Source organism: Avibacterium gallinarum, assembly GCF_002921135.1.
Taxonomy (GTDB): Bacteria; Pseudomonadota; Gammaproteobacteria; order Enterobacterales; family Pasteurellaceae; genus Avibacterium; species Avibacterium gallinarum.
The window spans coordinates 26124-41424 of the sequence record NZ_PQVJ01000007.1 but is presented as its reverse complement, the minus strand read 5'-3'; the positions used below and the strand labels follow the sequence as shown (position 1 = coordinate 41424).

12 protein-coding genes are annotated in these 15301 nt (G+C 43.1%); 8 read left to right on the top strand and 4 right to left on the bottom strand.

Going from position 1 to position 15301, the window contains the following annotated elements:
* Positions 1 to 20: 20 nt before the first annotated feature.
* The 8 genes from odhB (at position 21) to C3007_RS02720 (ending at position 9395) form a co-directional block, all read left to right on the top strand.
* On the top strand, positions 21 to 1250 hold the full coding sequence (gene odhB / locus C3007_RS02755; RefSeq protein ID WP_103852981.1) for a 2-oxoglutarate dehydrogenase complex dihydrolipoyllysine-residue succinyltransferase: 1230 nt from the start codon (positions 21 to 23) through the stop codon (positions 1248 to 1250).
* A 123-nt stretch (positions 1251 to 1373) separates the two neighbouring features.
* A complete protein-coding gene (gene sucC / locus C3007_RS02750) occupies positions 1374 to 2540 on the top strand; it encodes an ADP-forming succinate--CoA ligase subunit beta (RefSeq protein WP_103852980.1) in 1167 nt (388 codons plus the stop codon).
* A gap of 1 nt (position 2541) precedes the next feature.
* Positions 2542 to 3414, top strand: a complete 873-nt coding sequence (sucD, locus tag C3007_RS02745; protein WP_103852979.1) for a succinate--CoA ligase subunit alpha — start codon at positions 2542 to 2544, stop codon at positions 3412 to 3414.
* Between the two features lie 154 nt (positions 3415 to 3568).
* Positions 3569 to 5506, top strand: a complete 1938-nt coding sequence (locus C3007_RS02740) for a TonB-dependent receptor plug domain-containing protein (RefSeq protein ID WP_103852978.1) — start codon at positions 3569 to 3571, stop codon at positions 5504 to 5506.
* An 87-nt stretch (positions 5507 to 5593) separates the two neighbouring features.
* Entirely contained in the window at positions 5594 to 6397 is an 804-nt protein-coding gene (locus C3007_RS02735; RefSeq protein WP_103853063.1) for a substrate-binding domain-containing protein, read from the top strand.
* On the top strand, positions 6394 to 7365 hold the full coding sequence (locus C3007_RS02730; protein ID WP_103852977.1) for a FecCD family ABC transporter permease: 972 nt from the start codon (positions 6394 to 6396) through the stop codon (positions 7363 to 7365). Before C3007_RS02735 ends, C3007_RS02730 begins: the two co-directional genes overlap by 4 nt.
* Positions 7358 to 8155 (top strand): ABC transporter ATP-binding protein, encoded by a 798-nt coding sequence (locus C3007_RS02725; protein WP_103852976.1) that lies wholly within the window; start codon positions 7358 to 7360, stop codon positions 8153 to 8155. The genes C3007_RS02730 and C3007_RS02725 overlap by 8 nt, the downstream gene beginning before the upstream one ends.
* A gap of 37 nt (positions 8156 to 8192) precedes the next feature.
* A complete protein-coding gene (locus tag C3007_RS02720; RefSeq protein ID WP_103852975.1) occupies positions 8193 to 9395 on the top strand; it encodes a PD-(D/E)XK nuclease family protein in 1203 nt (400 codons plus the stop codon).
* Between the two features lie 42 nt (positions 9396 to 9437).
* On the opposite strand, the gene C3007_RS02715 is transcribed toward C3007_RS02720, so the two are convergent.
* The 4 genes from C3007_RS02715 to tilS all read right to left on the bottom strand — a co-directional run bounded on the left by C3007_RS02715 (position 9438) and on the right by tilS (position 15292).
* Positions 9438 to 9737 (bottom strand): helix-turn-helix domain-containing protein, encoded by a 300-nt coding sequence (locus C3007_RS02715; RefSeq protein WP_103852974.1) that lies wholly within the window; start codon positions 9735 to 9737, stop codon positions 9438 to 9440.
* Position 9738: 1 nt separating this feature from the next.
* Positions 9739 to 10098, bottom strand: a complete 360-nt coding sequence (locus C3007_RS02710; protein ID WP_103852973.1) for a type II toxin-antitoxin system RelE/ParE family toxin — start codon at positions 10096 to 10098, stop codon at positions 9739 to 9741.
* Positions 10099 to 10189: 91 nt separating this feature from the next.
* Positions 10190 to 13879, bottom strand: a complete 3690-nt coding sequence (metH, locus tag C3007_RS02705) for a methionine synthase (protein WP_103852972.1) — start codon at positions 13877 to 13879, stop codon at positions 10190 to 10192.
* 120 nt (positions 13880 to 13999) lie between these two features.
* Positions 14000 to 15292 carry a tRNA lysidine(34) synthetase TilS gene (gene tilS, locus C3007_RS02700; protein ID WP_103852971.1) on the bottom strand — a complete coding sequence of 431 codons (1293 nt, stop codon included), beginning with the start codon at positions 15290 to 15292 and terminating at the stop codon, positions 14000 to 14002.
* Between the last annotated feature and the right edge of the window lie 9 nt (positions 15293 to 15301).

The window sequence follows — 15301 nt, the reverse complement described above, 5'->3', positions numbered from 1 at the left end:
ACCAAAGAAGGAACAGAAAAATGAGCGATTTTGAGATTTTAACTCCCGTGCTACCTGAATCTGTGGCAGATGCAACGGTTGCCACTTGGCATAAAGAAGTGGGCGATGAAGTAAAACGTGATGAAGTTTTAGTCGAAATTGAAACCGACAAAGTCGTGCTTGAAGTGCCGGCGGTTGCTGATGGTGTGCTAGAAAGCATCATCGAAACCGAGGGCGCAACGGTGATTAGCAACCAAGTGTTAGGTAAAGTTTCTGCCTTAGCGGCGGCAGGCAATGCCACCAAAGAAAGCGTGCAAAAAGTAGAAAGCACGCCAGCAGATCGCCATTTAGCCAACTTAACATCCGAACCGACTAACGCTGATGTGGTTAGCCCAGCGGCGCGCCGTTTATTGGCAGAAAACGATCTTAAAGCGGAAGAAGTGCAAGGCACAGGCGTGGGCGGACGCATCACTCGTGAAGACATTGAACGCACTGTGGCACAAAAAGCTGCGCAGGCTCAATCTAAGTCTCAGCCACAAGCACCTGAAGCACCAGCATTAAATGTATCAGGACGTGATGAAAAACGTGTGCCAATGACTCGTTTGCGTAAGCGCGTGGCAGAGCGTTTATTAGAAGCGAAAAACAGCACCGCAATGCTCACTACCTTCAACGAAGTGGATATGCAGCCAATTATGCAACTGCGCAAAAAATATGCAGAGAAATTTGAAAAATCTCACGACACTCGCTTAGGCTTTATGTCTTTCTATGTGAAAGCCGTGGTGGAAGCGCTAAAACGCTATCCAGAAGTGAATGCGTCTATTGACGGTGATGATATTGTGTATCACAACTATTTCGACATCAGCATTGCGGTTTCCACCCCACGCGGTTTGGTCACCCCAGTGTTACGCAACTGCGATAAACTGAGTATGGCGGAAATTGAAAAGCAAATCAAAGCGTTAGCAGAAAAAGGCCGTGATGGAAAATTGACCGTGGAAGATCTCACAGGCGGAAACTTCACGATTACCAACGGCGGTGTGTTTGGATCACTTATGTCCACACCAATCATCAACCCTCCACAAAGTGCGATTTTAGGTATGCACGCCATTAAAGATCGTCCAGTGGCAGTGAATGGTGAAGTGGTGATTCGCCCAATGATGTATCTTGCTCTTTCTTATGATCACCGTTTAATTGATGGGCGTGAAAGTGTGGGATTTTTAGTAACCATTAAAGAAATGTTGGAAGATCCAACACGCTTATTATTAGAAGTGTAGTCTTGGCATAGGGCGATAAGGGATCTTATCGCCTTATTTTTATCAATTTATCACGGATTTAGTGAAGCACTGCGCAACTACAGCGCAACGATTACAGCGCAACAAAGGGAGAAAGATAACTCTATGAATTTACACGAATATCAAGCAAAACAACTTTTCGCCCAATACGGCTTGCCCGTCGGTGAGGGCTATGCGTGCGAAACCTTAGAACAAGGATTGGAAGCCATCAAAAAATTAGGTGGCTCAAAGTGGGTACTAAAATGTCAAGTGCACGCAGGAGGGCGTGGCAAAGCGGGTGGTGTACAAGTAGTGAGCTCCGAACAAGAAGTGCGGGCGTTTTTTGACAAATTTTTAGGTAAGCGTCTGGTTACCTTCCAAACCGATGCCAAAGGGCAGCCGATTAATCAAATTTATGTAACGGGCTGTGTGGCAGTGAAAAAAGAGTTGTATCTCAGTGCGATTGTCGATCGTAGCTCGCAACAAATTGTCTTTATGGTTTCCACAGAAGGTGGCGTGAATATTGAAGAAGTGGCGGAAAAAACACCGCACTTATTACACCGTACTAGCATTGATTTACTAGTTGGCGGAATGCCGTACCAAGGCAGAGAATTAGCCTTTAAACTCGGTTTAGAGGGCAAACAAATCAAGCAATTTACCGAGCTATTTTGTCAGCTCAGCCGCTTATTTATCGAAAAAGATCTAGCATTATTAGAAGTGAATCCATTGGTGATTTTGGAAAATGGCGATCTCGATTGTCTTGATGCCAAAGTGGTGGTGGACAGCAATGCCTTATATCGCCACCCAGATTTGCTCGCAATGCGCGATCTGAGCCAAGAAGATCCTCGTGAAGCCCAAGCAGAAAAATGGAATCTCAACTATGTTGCCTTAGATGGTAATATTGGTTGTATGGTTAATGGTGCCGGGCTGGCAATGGGAACAATGGATATTGTGAAATTATACGGCGGACAGCCAGCTAACTTCCTTGATGTGGGCGGCGGTGCAACTAAAGAACGTGTGGCTGAAGCCTTTAAAATCATCTTAACTGATCCTGCGGTGAAAGCCATTTTAGTCAATATTTTTGGAGGCATTGTACGTTGTGATCTCATCGCCGAAGGCATTATCGCTGCCAGTAAAGAAGTGGGCGTAAATGTGCCTGTGGTGGTGCGTTTAGAGGGAACCAATGCGGAGTTAGGCCGTGCAATGCTGGCAGAAAGTGATACCAACATTATTTCAGCACAAAGTTTACAACAAGCGGCAAGTGAAGTCGTGAAAGCAGCAAAGGGAGAATAAAATGTCAATTTTAGTGAACAAAGACACCAAAGTGATTTGCCAAGGTTTCACTGGCGGACAAGGCACATTTCATTCCGAACAAGCCCTTGCTTATGGCACAAAATTAGTGGGCGGTGTTTCCCCAGGGAAAGGCGGCACAACCCATTTAGGCTTGCCTGTGTTTAACACCGTGCGCGAAGCCGTTGAACAAACTGGTGCAACAGCCACCGTGATTTACGTTCCCGCACCATTTTGTAAAGATGCCATTTTTGAAGCGATTAACGCAGGATTATCCTTAATCGTCTGCATCACCGAGGGCATTCCTACGTTGGATATGCTACAAGTGAAACAAAAACTGAATGAAACAGGCGTAGTGATGATCGGGCCAAACTGCCCAGGCATTATCACTCCTGAAGAATGTAAAATCGGCATAATGCCGGGCAATATTCATAAAAAAGGACGTATCGGCATTGTTTCTCGCTCAGGCACATTAACCTATGAAGCGGTTAAACAAACCACCGATGAGGGCTTTGGACAATCCACCTGTGTTGGCATTGGCGGCGATCCAATCCCCGGTTCAAGTTTTATTGATATTCTCAAACGCTTCCAACAAGATCCCGAAACTGAAGCCATCGTGATGATTGGCGAAATTGGCGGCAGCGCGGAAGAAGAAGCAGCAGAGTTTATCCGTCATAACATAACCAAACCTGTGGTGGCATACATTGCAGGCATCACTGCACCAAAAGGAAAACGAATGGGACACGCAGGCGCGATTATCAGCGGCGGAAAAGGCACTGCCGATGAAAAAATCCAAGCCCTCCAACAAGCAGGCGTAACCACCGTAAAAAGCCTTGCGGAAATTGGGACGGCGTTAAGATCAATCTTGAAGCAATAGGCCATTTCTAAAGTGCGGTCAGTTTTTTGTGATTTTTTATAACAATGAAAACGTAGAGATGAATAGTATTCATTTTTATGATGAATAATTCAGATTTGCGAACCCAATGGTGCTATGTCAAAATAGCGCCATTTTTATATAGAAAGGAAAGACAATGCAAAAAAATATTATCACCACAGCAATTTTGCTCTCATTTTCTACCGCACTTTATGCCATAGAAAATGCAGCACAAAGCGAACAGCTCGCACCAATTTATGTTTATTCCGCTTATGCCGAGCCTGTAAGCGAAGAGCAAACGGCGTCATCAGTAACGGTTTTAACCGAAAAAGATTTCGCTGAACGCAACGCCAACTATGTTTCTGATGTATTAAAAACCGTGCCAAGCGTGGCATTGGGTGCATCAGGCGGACGCGGTACATTAACTAGCCTTTATCTGCGTGGCGCAGATCCAAATCACACTGCGGTGATTATTGACGGCGTGAAAGTTAATCCTGTGTCAGGTTATGGCTATGATTTCGGTGGATTAAGCCTAAGCAATATTGATCGCATTGAAGTGTTGCGTGGTGAACAATCGGCATTATGGGGTAGTGATGCAATGGGCGGTGTGGTTTATATCACCACGAAAAGCGGGCTTTATAAGGATAAACCCTTTAATGTGGACTTTGATTTAGGCACAGGTTCAAAAGGCACTTATGACAGCTCATTGACTCTTTCAGGTCAGCAAAACGGCTTTTATTATAGCTTGCATGGTGATAGCCACCGCACAAAAGGCATTTCGGCTTATAGTTCAGATCGCTTCCATTATACAGCGGAAGATGGCAGCCGCGTGAGTACGGGCGGAGCAAAAGAGCGAGATAAATTCCACCGTGATGCACTATCATTGCGTGTGGGCTATGATGACGGCGAAAAAGGTATTGATCTTTTAGCTAGTCATTTTAGCCAAACAGCACATTTTGATAATAGTTATGCCGCAGAAACAGCCTTTGATGATTATACTCGCACTCGTGAAACCACCTTTAAATTAAGTGGTTATGTTGGCTCGGAAAAAGAGTTATTTAAGCATAAAGCAAGCGTTAGCCATCAAAAAACCGACAGCGATACACTTGGTTCGTGGGCAAGTGGTTATGATGCCAAAAAGCTAAATGCAAACTATCAGTTAGATATTAATTTTGATCGAGAAGGTGAGTTGCAACAAGCGTTGAGTTTGCTTACAGAGTATCAACGTTCTACCTATGATTTTGGTTCTTCGACTAACCGTAAAAAGCATTTAACCGAGAAAAGCGTGGCGGCGGAATATCGTCTGTTCAGTGAAAATGACCATAGCTTAAGCCTAAGCGGGCGTTATACCGATAGCAATCATTATGACAACAGCTTCACTGGACGCATTGCAGGAACTTATCGCTTATTGCAGAATGTGAAAGCGCACGCAAGTTTTGGTACAGCCATTCAAAATCCAACAATCACCGAGTTTTATGGTTACAACGGCACATTTTTACCTAACCCAAACCTTAAGCCTGAAAAAAGCAAAGGTGGGGATATTGGTTTGCTTTTTGAAACCACAGATAAACGCCATAGCTTAGATGTAACTTATTTTGCGCGCAATGTGAAGAACTTTATTAGCACCGCCTATTTGCCTAATGGGGTTTCGCAAGCGGTAAATATGAGCGGTTCAACTAAAATCAAAGGGGTTGAAATTGCCTATAACGGCAAGATCACCGATGATTTAAGCGCTTATGCCAACTATACTTATACCCAAACGAAAGATAGCAAAGGGCAAACCTTACTTCGCCGTCCAAAACATATGGCAAATTTAGGTTTAGCCTATCAGATCACAGAAGCACTGGGTGTGAATGTGAATGTAAACTATGTGGGTAAACGCGTTGATACTTACTTTGATGAAACGACTTACGCGTCTTCACGAGTAAAAATGCCGTCTTACACCTTGGTTAGCCTTGGTGCGAATTATCAAGTTACGCCAAACTTAAATGTGTATGCGAACTTGAATAACCTGTTTGATAAAAAATATGAAAGCGTTGCAGGCTATGGCCAATATGGTCGCACCTTATATGTGGGCTTGAAAGGCAGCTTCTAACGTATAAGCAGATAGGCTTTTGTGAAAGTGCGGTGTAAAATTAATAAAATTTTCACCGCACTTTGTTTTTTGGGACATCATTTTCTAATGCAAAAAATTCGCGTATTTTTCACCGCACTTTTCTTTTCCATTCCGCTTTGGGCGCAAGAGCAATTTGTTTCGCTCACCCTATGCAGTGATCGCTTGTTGGCGGAATTAGCGCGCCCTGAACAAATTGCCGCACAATCTATTTATTCCAAAAATCCCTTGATGATGTTGGATAAAATTAATCAAAATAAGCCCGCACTTAACGCGCGATTAACGGATTTATTGCCTTATTTGGATAAAACGATTTTGCTTAACGAGCAGTTTTATCCCCAGTTGGTGGCGGATCTGAAAAAGCTTGGGGTAAAAATTTTGCCTATTAATGACAGCCCACAAACCGCGGAACAGCTTTTCGCCTTGATACTGGAATTAGGCAAACGCTTTGGCAACGAAACCCACGCCCAGCAGTTGGTGGAAAAGCTAAAAAATAGCGATTTTCAGCTCCATCAAAGGAATACACAAACCTTAATTCTTTCCGATACAGGCGTGGTTGAACCGATTTTTCCGCAATACCAAACCTTACTAAAATTACTTGGCTTAACGCCCCTTGAAAGCACTATTACGGCGCAAAATTTTTCCTTAGAGAAACTTTTGCGTGCGCAGCCAAATTGGCTGATTTCCATTAGTGATAAACAAGGTTATAACGAACAGGCGGAAGTGCTGACACACCCTTTAATTGCCAATATGTTCCCTGCGCAACGAATGGCGACAATGCCACTGAAATATGGTTATTGCTTTGATCAGGGCGTTTGGCAAGGCGCGGCGATGATTTATCGCCAACTGAATAAGAGAGAGCAAGCAGAATGAAACGATTAAACCTTTCCCTTTTGACCTTATTGCTTTTGTTGATTGCCTTTGCGATTTTTCATCAGCTTAGGGATTTTGCTTATTTACGCAATGCACAGGGGATCGCCACCGATATGCGATCTTTAGTGCTATGGGATATTCGCTTGCCACGCCTTGGTTTAGCCATTTTAACGGGAGCAAGCCTTGCGCTGGCAGGCAATGCAATGCAAGGGTTGTTTCAAAATCCCTTGGCTAGTCCAGGGTTGTTGGGAGCAGCAAATGGCGCAACCACGGCGAGCGTGGTTTTGCTCTATTATTTTTCTTTACCCTTATCTTTTCTATTGTTTGGCGGCATTTTAGGGGCGTTGAGTAGTTTTTTGTTAGTCTATTTCATCGCCAAAAATAAAGGCACAACAATGATGATTTTGGCCGGCGTTGCGGTGAATATGTTGCTCGGCTCGGTCATCGCCTTATTGCTTTCCAACGCACAAAGCCCTTGGGCATTAGCAGAATTATACCGCTGGTTGCAGGGGGCATTAATGTGGGCAAAAATCGAACCGCTCTTGCTTTCGTTGCCTATTGTGGTGGTGGGTGTAATCTGTTTATATTGCCAACGCCGTTACCTAGATTTACTCACTTTTGGGGAAGAAACCGCCAGCACGATGGGCATTGACCCAAAACGTAGCTTTTTTATCACTACCCTTGGCGTAGCGTTGCTGGTGGGCGCCACCATTCCGCAAACTGGCACAATCGGATTTATCGGCTTAATTGCCCCGCACTTTGCACGCATCTGGCTGAAAAAACGCCCTTCACAGCTTTATTTAACTAGCGGATTAATTGGTGCGTTACTTTTGTTACTTGCCGATCTTGCTATTCAATATGTACCGTTTTTCTCGCATATTTATATTGGCACGCTCACCGCCATTATCGGCGCACCTTGCTTGATTTGGATTTTGCTCACCCAACAACGGAGATTAGCCCGTGATTAAATTGCACAATGTTAGCCTTGCTTATGGCATCAAAAATATCAGCGCCCAAATTCCCCAAGGTAAATTAGTGGGCATAATGGGCGGCAATGGGGCAGGGAAGTCCACTTTGCTCAAAGCCATTGCGGGCATTTTACCACTCGAAACAGGCTCAATTTTATTGAACGACAAACCACTCACTGAAATGAGACTGACTGAAAAAAGCCAAATTTTGGCGTATTTTGCGCAAAGCACCAATATTTATTGGGATTTATCTGTTTATGACGTAATTGCGCTCGGCTTGCCCGAAGCACTGCTTAACCCTAAGGAAAAAGTGGGGTCAAAAGAAGACAAATTTTTTGATCGTTTATTTAATTCATCACACCAACAATGGCAGCAAGAAAAGATCCAGCAAGCCGCGAAGCAATTTTCTGTTCAACATCTATTAGAACAACCTTTCCAACAGCTTTCAGGCGGCGAAAAAGCCCGCGTTCAGCTTGCCCGTTGTTGCATTAAAAACGCACCAATTTTATTGGCAGACGAACCTATCGCGCCTCTTGATCCTTATTATCAAATTGATATTTTAGAGCAATTAAAATCACTCACCCCAAGCACCACCTGCGTTGTCGCTATTCACCACCTTGATCTTGCCTACCGTTTCTGCGATGAAATCATCTTGCTCCACCAAGGCAATTTACTTGCCCACGGCAACACGCAAAACGTCCTAACCGCAGAAAATCTAGCCATTGCGTTTGGGGTTAAGGCGGAGATTGATGTGGAAAAAAGAATGTTTGGAAATATTCAGAAATTATGATTAACTATTTATATTTAATCAAAAATGAGAAAAGAAAATGACAAGCACAATACTTAAATCCTTAGCTGAAATTCATAAAGCACTTGCTTTTTTTCAACGTGAAAATGCTAAAAAAGAATTATATGATGCGAGCAGTTTTAGCCCTTTTCAATTTATAAGGAATGATGAAAATGGTTTATCTGAAATCATTGCGTTCTTACTTGATTCTAGTCAAAATCACGGGCAGCAAGAATTATTTTTAAATAGTTTATTAAAATATTTGAAACTGCCAGAATATTTGTCTTATAACAATGTGTCAGTAACTTGTGAAAAAGCAACTTTTAATAATAGAAGACACGATATTTTTATTGAAGGTTTTTTACATAATGAACGCCAATGGATTGTTTCTATTGAAAATAAGTTAAGATATGCAGCCGATCAAAATAGCCAATTAGAAGATTACTGGAAAGATATTAATAGTTATAGACCTAAGTTTAGCTATTTGGTCTATTTATCCCCATTTAAACAGCAGCCCAGTGAAAAATCTATTAATACAGATAGCTGGAAAAAATTAATTCAAGATAATCAAGCAAAAGTGATTGGTGCAGAAGATCTGATTAAGTGGCTGGAACAAACGCCAATAGTTGCTCAAAATATTCGGGCTTTTTGTCAGAGTTTTATACAATTTTTAAAGGAAGATATTATGAATGAAACAAAAGAAAATAATCAATTATTAGATGAGTTAGTGAAAAATCCTAATTGGGTTGAAACAGCAACAACGTTATTGGAGTTATCAGATAATATTTATCAAAAATTAGAAGATAGCTTGGTTCAACAACTTCAGAATAAGCTTAAAGAAGAATATCCAAGAATGATTGAATATAACTGGCATTTTTATAATGTACATAAAGAAGGCATTTATCTTGATAAAGAAGATAAAAAGTATCCTTGGAGTATAGGTATAGCAAATGATAATAAAAAGTATCATGATGTATATTATGGATTTTGGGCTAACAAAGATTATATCTCACAGGAAAACTATCAAAAATTAGAAGAAATGTTTAAATTAGACGGATTTGAAAAATCTACATGGTGGATACAATGGCAATTTTGCAATGGAAACTTAAGAAATTGGGACGGAAAAATCTGGAAAGAAGTTATCACTGGTCGATTAGCGGAAGATATTTTTGAGTTATTAAAACCCTTTATCGAGAGAGCTAATGACCATTTAGAAACATTAGAAACGTTTGTTAATAAATAGAAAAAGTGCGGTGGTTTTTCACCGCACTTTTGTTATAAAAAATCAAATTTTAAAAATCCGAGTTTCCCCCATAGGCATATCAATAGCAAGGCTGAGTTTTCCGCCCATTGTTTCTACATAGCGTTTAAGCGTAGAAAGGCGTAATTCATTGCCTCGCTGTTCGATTTGTACAACAGCAGGTTGTGAAATACCGAGAGCATCGGCCAGCTGTTTTTGAGAGATTTCCATTTCTTGACGAATGCTAGATAATCCTGATTCAAGCATTAATTCTTCTGCTTTTTGCTCAATTCTTTGGCGAGCTTCAGGAGAAAACTCATCTAAAAGTTGTTCTAAAGTTTTCATTTCACTTCTCCAGTGTTCTTAAATAAGCGCTAAATTCAGCGTCAGCTTGTTTGATCATTCTCTTATAGAACTGTTTATCGTTGCTTTTATCACCTGCACATAAAACAATAGCTTGACGCAAGGAATCAAAAGCAAAAAATGCTCTTAAGGGCTTGCCTTGATGCTGAATGCGTAGCTCTTTCATATTTGGGTATTGCGAACCTTTTAACGTATCGGCATAAGGGCGAGAAAGTTCGGGGCCAACCGTTTTTAAAAGTAAAAGTGCAGCGGTAACATCTTCTTGAATAGCATTGTTTTGCTGTTTCAACCAAGCAACAAAATTATCCGTTAATATAACGTTCCAGTGCTGTGGTTTAGCCATTTACCTACCTTTTATAAGCTATAAATTATGATATAAATTATAGCTTATTATTCTATGCTGTCAAAGGCTATGTGAAAAAATAAAACCTTTATTACTTCATCGAAACCCCAAGCCATTTGTGCATTTCTTTTTCGTTCCAGCCTTTGCGTTGGGCGTAGTCTAAGGCTTGGTCTTGGTCAATGCGGCCTAGGGTGAAGTAGTTGCTGGCAGGGTGGGTGAAGTACCAACCGCAGACGCTGGCCGCGGGCCACATTGCGTAACTTTCGGTGAGTTTCATTCCAATGCGTTGTTCCACTTCAAGTAAATCCCAAATCAGTTGTTTTTCTGTATGTTCTGGGCAGCTTGGATAACCCGGTGCAGGGCGGATACCCACATAATTTTCTGCGATCAGATTTTCGTTATTGAAGGTTTCATTGGAATAGCCCCAAACCTTAGTGCGAAGTTCAAAGTGTAAGTATTCTGCCATCGCTTCGGCTAAACGGTCGCCAACGGCTTGGAGTAGAATTGCGTTGTAATCATCGCCAGCGGCTTTGAAGCCTTCTACTAAATCGTGTTCTTCAATTCCTGCGCACACCGCAAACATTCCGAACCAATCTTGTTGGCCGCTTTCGCGATCAGCAATAAAATCACTTAGAGCAAAATTGTAAGGGCTTTTGCTATTTTTGCCACGCTCGCTTTGTTGGCGCAGATGATGCGCCACGCCTGCCACAGAAGTGCGGTCGGAATTTTGATAAATTTCAATATCATCGCCCTTACGATAAGCAGGGAAAATGCCCATAATTCCACTTGGTTTGAGTTTGCCGTTTTGCTCAAATTCATCAAGCATTTGTTGTGCATCATTATAGACTTTGCGCGCTTCTTCGCCGCCCTCTGGATAGTCAAAGGCATCAGGATAACCGCCCATTAACCCCCATAAACGGAAAAATGGCGACCAGTCAATAAATTGGCGTAAGGTGGAAATTGGCACATTTTTGTATTCCACAATGCCTGTTTGTTTTGGTTGTGGCACTTGATAATCCGCCCATTCGCCAGAAAACGCAGGGAAAGCGTTAGCACGCGCTTCTTCAATTGGAAGCTGTTGGCGCAGAGGTTTACGGTTAGCAAAACTGTGCTGAATTTTTTCGTATTCTTTTTTGGTTCGTTGCCAAAGTTCTGCTTTGCTTTCTGGGTTCATCAAAGCGGCACAAACCGTTACAGCACGGGACGCATTGGTGGTGTAGATCACTTCGTGCTTGTATTTTGGATAAAGTTTGATGGCGGTATGTTCTTTTGAGGTGGTTGCGCCACCGATAATTACAGGCAAGCTCAAGCCAAGGCGGTTCATTTCACCTAAGAAATATTCCATTTCATCTAACGATGGTGTGATCAAACCGCTTAAACCGATAATATCGGCTTTTTCGTTGATCGCCGTTTCAATGATTTTATCCGCTGGCACCATCACACCAAGATCGATCACTTCAAAGTTATTACATTGCAGCACCACGCTGACAATGTTTTTGCCGATGTCGTGTACATCACCTTTTACCGTGGCGATCACCACTTTTCCGCTGGATACACCTTGCTGTTTGGTAGCGTTGATGAAAGGCTCTAAATAGGCGACCGATTGCTTCATCACGCGCGCCGATTTCACCACTTGGGGCAGGAACATTTTACCGTCCCCGAATAGATCACCGACCACGTCCATTCCCGCCATTAATGGGCCTTCGATCACTTCTAGCGGTGAGCTAAATTGCAGACGCGCTTCTTCCGTATCTTCAATAATATGGCTAGTGATGCCTTTCACTAAGGCGTGTTTTAGACGCTCTTCCACCGGCCAAGTACGCCATTCTGCCACGGCACTATCGCTACTTTCACTGGCTGAACCTTTGTATTTATCCGCAATATCAAGCAGGCGATCGGTGGCGTCTGCACGGCGATTTAGCACTGCATCTTCGACAATTTCACGCAGTTCAGGATCAAGATCATCATAGATTGCCAGTTGCCCCGCATTGACGATCCCCATATCCATACCTTGTTTGATGGCGTGATAAAGGAAAACGGCGTGAATGGCTTCACGCATTGGATTGTTGCCACGGAACGAGAAGGAAACATTGGACACACCGCCAGAAATTTTAGCGTGGGGGAGTGAGCGTTTAATGCGTCCTGTGGCGTTAATGAAATCGACCCCATAGTTATTGTGTTCTTCAATCCCTGTGCCGATGGCGAAAATATTCGGGTCAAAAATAATGTCTTCTGGTGGAAAGCCCACTTCATCAACCAAAATATGGTAAGCACGGGTACAGATTTCCACCTTACGTTCTTCGGTATCTGCTTGTCCCACTTCATCAAACGCCATCACCACGGCGGCTGCACCGTAACGGCGGATCAATTTGGCTTGCTCAACAAATTTTTCCTTGCCTTCTTTCAGGGAAATAGAATTTACAATCCCTTTGCCTTGAATTGATTGCAAGCCCGCTTCGATCACTTCCCATTTTGAGGAATCGATCATCACTGGCACTTTCGCGGCATCAGGTTCAGTTGCCATAATATTAAGGAATTGAACCATACATTTTTCGCTATCAAGCAAGGCTTCGTCCATATTTACATCAATCACCTGAGCGCCATTTTCCACTTGGTCAATGGCAATCTCAATGGCTTCGGCATAGCGATCTTCTTTAATTAATTTTTTAAATTTCGCTGAACCCGTAACATTATTACGTTCGCCCACGTTTACAAAGAGGCTGTTTTCATCAATGTTTAACGGTTCTAAGCCTGATAAACGCATTGCCACAGGCAAATCAGGCAAGGCTCTTGGCGGCACGTTTTTCACTACTTCTGCAATGGCGTGGATATGCTCTGGCGTTGTTCCGCAACAGCCGCCCACAATGTTCAGCCAGCCGTTTTGCGCCCATTCTTGAATATAAGCGGCCATTTCTTCTGCGCCTAAATCATAACCGCCAAAGGCATTTGGTAAGCCTGCATTCGGGTGAACGGAAACAAAGGTTTCGCAGATTTTTGACATCACTTCCACATATTGACGCAATTCTTTTGGCCCGAGGGCGCAGTTTAATCCAAAGCTTAATGGCTTAACGTGGCGCAACGAGTTATAAAAGGCTTCCGTGGTTTGCCCTGAAAGGGTACGCCCTGAAGCATCGGTAATCGTGCCTGAAATCATAATTGGCAATTTAACGTCAAGTTCTTCAAACACTTGATCAATGGCGAATGCCGCCGCTTTGGCATTGAGCGTATCGAAAATGGTTTCGATCATAATGAGATCCGCGCCGCCTTCGATTAATCCTTTGGTGGCTTCTGCATAGGCATCAACCAACTGCATAAAGGTGATATTGCGGTAAGCAGGATCGTTCACATTAGGCGAAATAGAGGCGGTACGGTTAGTCGGCCCAAGTACGCCAGCTACAAAACGTGGTTTTTCTGGCGTGCTATATTTATCCACCGCCAAACGCGCCAATTTCGCGCCAGCAAAATTCAGCTCATAAGCAATGCTTTCAAGGGCATAATCCGCTTGTGCAATAGTGGTGGCGGAAAAAGTGTTGGTTTCAATAATATCCGCCCCAGCGGCAAGATATTTTTCGTGAATTGCTTGAATCACCAAAGGCTGAGTAAGCGTAAGTAAATCATTATTACCGCGTAGATCGATGGTGCTGTCTTTAAAGCGCTCACCGCGGAAATCTGCTTCGGTGAGTTTATATTGCTGGATCATCGTCCCCATCGCTCCATCTAAAATAAGAATGCGATCTTTAAGGGCTTGTTGGATAAGAGAAAAAGAAGGATGTTGTTTCATTTTGTTACGACTTATTGTGATGACTTAGATTTAATAATAACAGGCATAATAGAAATAAGGTGGGGTTGTGTCAAACCTTATCTTTATGCGGGGAAAAGTGCGGTGCAAATTGAGCAAGTTTTATTTGCTTTCAGACGCAAAATTTTGAAAAAATCCCACCGCACTTTGAAAGGTTTCGCCATAAAAAATCAGTGGAATGCGGTTGCGTTGCCAAACGGGGATATTATGGGCTTGCCAGCATTTTTTGATATCTTGGTTAATGCCATTTAGGTTTCTCACTTTGCCTGAATAGGCGAAGCGAATACTAATAGGGGCTTCAGGTTTAGGTAGGGGCTGAATGTAATCTTGCCATATTGCTTGCACGCCAGTTGGGGTTTCCGTTAAGCAAATTTGCCCTAACTTGTCGGGCAAAGTTATAGGTTGGTTGAGGGTTACGGGCAGGTTAAGCTGACGGAGATCGGCAAAATGCTCGGTGAGATACAACCGATGTTGATAACGGCGGAGCATTTTATCGCCAAGCTGAAATTGCGGATTGCGATCCACCTCGGCAAGAATCACATCTTGAATGACTTGTGAGAGCTGTTTACTGCTAGGCATTGGCTGTTGCAAGGTTTCCAGCCATAAGCGGAGTAGGGCTTTTTGTTTCAAATCAGACCATTGCGAGAAATCCGTTAAATCAAAAGTGCGGTGCGTTTTGTCCGAATATTTTTTTAGCTCTGGCTGTAATAATTCGGCTAAAAGCTGTTGTTGCTCCGCACAATGGGTGGCACTGCGTTGCACTGCTTGATCGAAGTGCGTCCAGCGTTCACGCAGCTTTGGTAAGATTTCATTGCGTAAGAAATTGCGTTCGTATTGGTTGTTTTGATTGCTTTCATCTTCAATCCACGACAGCTGATTTTCCGTGGCATATTGCCAAAGTTGTTGGCGTGAAAAGCCGAGTAGGGGACGAAAAATATTCAGATTAAACACCGCACTTTGCGCTTTCATTGCGGATAAACCGCTGACACCGCTACCACGTTTTAAGGCGAGAAAAAAGGTTTCGGTTTGATCTTGTTGATGATGGGCGGTGAGCAAAATCTCTTGCGCTAAAATATGACGAGCGATGGCTTGATAGCGTGCTTGACGTGCGGCAGCTTCAATGCCCATTCCTTGTGTCAGCTGAACTTTTTCCACGATCAAAGGAATGGAAAAGTGTTGGCAAAGCTGTTGGCAGTGGCGCGTCCAATCATCTGCATTTGGGCTTAAGCCGTGATGAATATGGATCGCGCGCAGTTGGAAGTGCGGTTGTTTTTCGCGTAATTTTGCTAAAAGCGCAAGCAACACGGTAGAATCCAGCCCACCGCTTAAGGCAATCAGAAAATGCGAGTGGGGCTGGCGTTGTAATTGCTGTTGAAATTGCTCAATTAGCGTCATAGCAAGGGC